This is a genomic window from Terrisporobacter othiniensis, assembly GCF_000808015.1.
GTDB classification, from domain to species: Bacteria; Bacillota; Clostridia; order Peptostreptococcales; family Peptostreptococcaceae; genus Terrisporobacter; species Terrisporobacter muris.
On sequence record NZ_JWHR01000149.1, the window covers coordinates 1 to 3,097 of the forward strand.

The window sequence follows — 3,097 nt, forward strand, 5'->3', positions numbered from 1 at the left end:
AGATTTAGGAAACGTAGAAAACTTTAAAGTGTAGGATAAAAATGAGGAAAGAACATATTTCTAAGAAGATATAGAAGATTTGGGGAAAATATAAATGAGAACTTTAATAATGAAGAACATAAATTTAAAAAATTAGTATTAAATAAACAATCTAGATCGGTAAAAGTTAGAGGAAAAAATATTGCATTAACAAATCATGAATTTGATATATTATGTCTTTTACTAAAAAATCCAGATAAAGTTTATTCCAGAGAAGCTTTATATGAACAAGTGTGGAAGAGTGGATATTATGGTGAAGATAACTCTGTAAATGTTCATGTTAGTAATATAAGAAAAAAGATAAAAGATATAGCAGAAGATGAAGAATATATAAAAACAGTTTTGGGGATTGGATTTAAATTAAATAATGATTAATAATCTTTAAACTTTTTTGAATATTTATTAAAAATATTTCTGTATTCTTATCAATGTAAAGTTAATTGAAACTTAAAAAGAATTAAAAAGTTGAAGGGAGAATGCAGATGGAAATCAATTATAAAAACACACAAGTTGTGTAAAAAATATTGTCAAGATCATGCATTATCAAATATAGATATTACTGTAAATTAAGGTGATATTTATGGGTTGCAGGAAATAATGGAGCAGAAAAGACTACGCTTCTTAGAATTTTAACAGGACAGGCTGAAAGTAGTAGTGGTGAATTTGAACTATTCGAGAAAACTTCAAAGGTCGATTTAGGTAAAGCTAGACGAAGAACAGGAACTATAATAGAATCGCCAAGTTTTACGAAAAATTAACAGTAGAGCAAAATATGGAATATTATCGTATGCAAAGAGGAATACCAGGCAAAGACAAAATAGATAAAGTTCTAAAAGAAGTTAATTTATTAGATGTAAATAAAAAGAAGTTTAAAGATTTATCTCTTGGAATGAAACAAAGATTAGGGTTAGCGCTAGCTATGATGACAGAGCCGGAGTTATTATTGTTGGACGAACCTATCAATGGGCTAGATCCATCAGGAATTATAGAAATAAGAAATTTACTCTTAAAGCTTAATAAATAAAAGAACATTACAATTCTAATATCAAGCCATATATTATCTGAGCTAGCTAATGTAGTCACATGTTATGGATTTTTAAATAAAGGTCAATTAGTAGAAGAATTATCTGCCAAAGAACTTGAGGAAAAATGTAAAAGCTATTTAGAAATTAAAGTAAATAACCCTAAGAAAATGTCAGCATTATTAGAAGAAGAGTTGGTATATAAGGATTATAAAGTATTGCCAGAAGATAGAATTCAGATATTTGAAGGAATTGATGGACCAGAAAAAATAAGTTGTTTGGCTGTTTCTAATAATATAGGATTATTAGCTTTGGAGGAGAAATCTGTAAATCTTGAAAATTACTACATGTCTTTAATAGGAAGTATTCAACATGATTAATTATATTAAAAGTGAAGTTTATCGTAATATACGTTCCAAGGGAAATTATATATTTTTATTTGGATGCATGGCATTTGTGCTATTTATAAATGGAGTACTTGTAGGTTTTGTAAATAATGATCCAAACTTTCCTTATGCCAATACTTATTTCTCGTTTTCATCACTATATATGAGTATGGGAATTCCTCTAGCTTTATGCTTGCCTATGGTAGCAGTAATATTTGGGCAAGAGTATAAAAGTCATACTTTAAAAAACTCTATTTCTTATTGAATAGCAAGAAGTGAAATTTATTTTGGCAAGTTTGTAGTTTTATTAATTATAGCTTTAATTAACTTAATACTTATTAGTTCAGTTTACATTGGAAGTGTGTTATTGTTACTTGATAATAGTGGATCTATTTATTTAAATGAACTAATAAGAGCTTTAATAGCCTGCATACCATTATTTTTAGTTAGTGCTACAGTAGCTCATTGTTTTTATTTTATATTCGAGAGTGAAACTACAGTAGTTATGTGGTGGGTTTCTATTATGGTTATAATACCTAAAGTTATGGAACTACTAGGAGCTAGAGTAGAAATATTGAGAAAGATAGCTAAGCTTATGCCATGGAATATAGTGAAAAATATTACAGAAGGTAGCGGTGATCATAAATTTATATTCTTTTGGAGTAGTCAACAAGGCTTAATAAATTGCTTTATAGTAGGAATTGTTGGAACTTTAGTATTTTATTTATTGGGAATGAAGCTATTTGAAAAGGTTGAAATAAAATAATAAAAGAGGAGTGTGCAGAGTATGATTTTTATAGTGATAATTTTATTTTTTACAAGTGTGTATTTTTCTGCACGCTTTTTTTTGCTTTCTAAAAATATTAGAGAAGCAAAATATGATTTAAAAGAGGTATGTGAAGATATTGAAAGAAATCGAAGGCTTACTTTAGCATCTCCAAACAAAGACTTAGAAGACTTATTGCAAGAGATGAATAATTACTTAGAAAAAACTCAGATGGAGAAAATTAAAAGTACTCGAAGGGAAAAAGAGCTACGAAAAGAAATCGAAAATATATCTCATGATTTAAGAACTCCACTCACATCCATATTGGGTTATTTGGAATTAATAAAAGATGAAGAAATTACAAAGGATGAAAAGTATGAATATATTTCTATAGTAGAGAGAAAATCTAGAGATTTAAAAGATTTGATTCAAATCTTTTATGATTTATCCAGATTAGAAGCAAATGAATATAAAGTAGATATAAAAACTATTGATATCCATAAAGAACTGATGGAGCAACTACTAATTTATTATAATGATTTTGATAAAAGAGGAATAGATGTGGAGCTAGATATTGGTGAGGAAGCAATAAATATTCAAGGTGATTTAGACATTATAGGCAGAATTTTTACTAATTTAATTCAAAATGCTATAAAATATGCAAAGGATACTTTTAAAGTATGTATGAAACAATCAAATGATAATATTGATATAATTTTTAGTAATAATGTTGAAAATCTAGAAGAAGCAGATGTAGAAAAATTATTTAAACGTTTTTATATGAAAGATAAGTCAAGAAGTAATCAAAGTTCTGGACTTGGACTTACCATAACTAAGCTTTTAGTTGAAACTATGAATGGTAATATAAGAGTTAGAATTAATTG

Annotated in this window: 7 protein-coding genes; all 7 read left to right on the forward strand. The window is 27.2% G+C overall.

The genetic code is table 11. The features are described 5' to 3' along the window. Positions 1-180: 180 nt before the first annotated feature. Positions 181-414, forward strand: coding sequence for a winged helix-turn-helix domain-containing protein (locus QX51_RS17505; RefSeq protein WP_079764831.1), 234 nt, complete (start codon positions 181-183; stop codon positions 412-414). A 251-nt stretch (positions 415-665) separates the two neighbouring features. Beyond that, entirely contained in the window at positions 666-797 is a 132-nt protein-coding gene (locus QX51_RS21695; protein WP_334291556.1) for a hypothetical protein, read from the forward strand. 29 nt (positions 798-826) lie between these two features. Then, positions 827-1,063 carry an ATP-binding cassette domain-containing protein gene (locus QX51_RS21620; RefSeq protein ID WP_334291555.1) on the forward strand — a complete coding sequence of 79 codons (237 nt, stop codon included), beginning with the start codon at positions 827-829 and terminating at the stop codon, positions 1,061-1,063. A gap of 168 nt (positions 1,064-1,231) precedes the next feature. Then, the gene (locus QX51_RS21625) at positions 1,232-1,441 is read left to right on the forward strand and encodes a hypothetical protein (protein ID WP_330376103.1); all 210 of its coding nucleotides are present in this window, start codon (positions 1,232-1,234) and stop codon (positions 1,439-1,441) included. Further along, on the forward strand, positions 1,434-1,712 hold the full coding sequence (locus QX51_RS17515) for a hypothetical protein (RefSeq protein ID WP_039681194.1): 279 nt from the start codon (positions 1,434-1,436) through the stop codon (positions 1,710-1,712). Before QX51_RS21625 ends, QX51_RS17515 begins: the two co-directional genes overlap by 8 nt. Positions 1,713-1,814: 102 nt before the next feature. Beyond that, positions 1,815-2,213 (forward strand): hypothetical protein, encoded by a 399-nt coding sequence (locus tag QX51_RS17520; protein WP_039681195.1) that lies wholly within the window; start codon positions 1,815-1,817, stop codon positions 2,211-2,213. 21 nt (positions 2,214-2,234) lie between these two features. Beyond that, positions 2,235-3,097: sensor histidine kinase (locus QX51_RS17525; protein WP_039681196.1), on the forward strand; the 863-nt coding region annotated here is incomplete at its 3' end.

Coding starts and splice junctions, on each gene's coding strand:
- QX51_RS17515 (WP_039681194.1), top strand. CDS start 1,434: ATGATTAATTATATTAAAAGTGAAGTTTATCGTAATATACGTTCCAAG.
- QX51_RS21625 (WP_330376103.1), top strand. CDS start 1,232: ATGTCAGCATTATTAGAAGAAGAGTTGGTATATAAGGATTATAAAGTA.
- QX51_RS21620 (WP_334291555.1), top strand. CDS start 827: ATGCAAAGAGGAATACCAGGCAAAGACAAAATAGATAAAGTTCTAAAA.